Genomic DNA, 481 nt, shown 5'->3' with positions numbered 1-481 from the left:
ATCAATTTGATGAATTATTCTTCCTGCATGTCATTCTTACCCGCTACAATCGCGAGTTAAATTTAATATTGTTAAGTCCAGACTTGGAGCAACTGTTATCGAGGCGTATCTTTCTAGAAGATGTGTTGGAAAAAACTATGAACGAAAAAATAAGCAAAATCCACAATATAGGACTTTATGAACGTAGCCAAATTCTTTTCAGCTTTTTAGGATTTCGATACTATTTAAAAATAGCAAAAAGGATTGAATTCGATGTAACAGCGGATTTTGTGACTGCACTTAATTACGTTGTTCAAAAGGTAAAAGGCTACTCTCTAATCTATGATTATATGATTCGATTTTTCTGTGAAAAGTTGGGCATTTCATTAAACCCACCTCTCTTGGTTAATGTTATGAACGGCAGTCGTGAGGATCAGATTTACATCCATACACATTTTTTTCTTGTTGAATCTGACTACTTCACCAAAGAAATTAGTAGAAA

Annotated in this window: 1 protein-coding gene; it reads left to right on the top strand. The window is 33.5% G+C overall.

Annotated elements, in window-relative coordinates; genetic code table 11:
* On the top strand, window positions 1-481 hold a 481-nt coding region (locus tag RCF13_RS11705), incomplete at both ends, for a hypothetical protein (protein ID WP_308141200.1).

Origin of the sequence: Stenotrophomonas maltophilia group sp. RNC7 (assembly GCF_030910085.1) — a bacterium.
GTDB lineage: Bacteria > Pseudomonadota > Gammaproteobacteria > Xanthomonadales > Xanthomonadaceae > Stenotrophomonas > Stenotrophomonas sepilia.
Note: the sequence above shows the minus strand (reverse complement) of the source record. Positions and strands in the feature narration are given on the sequence as shown.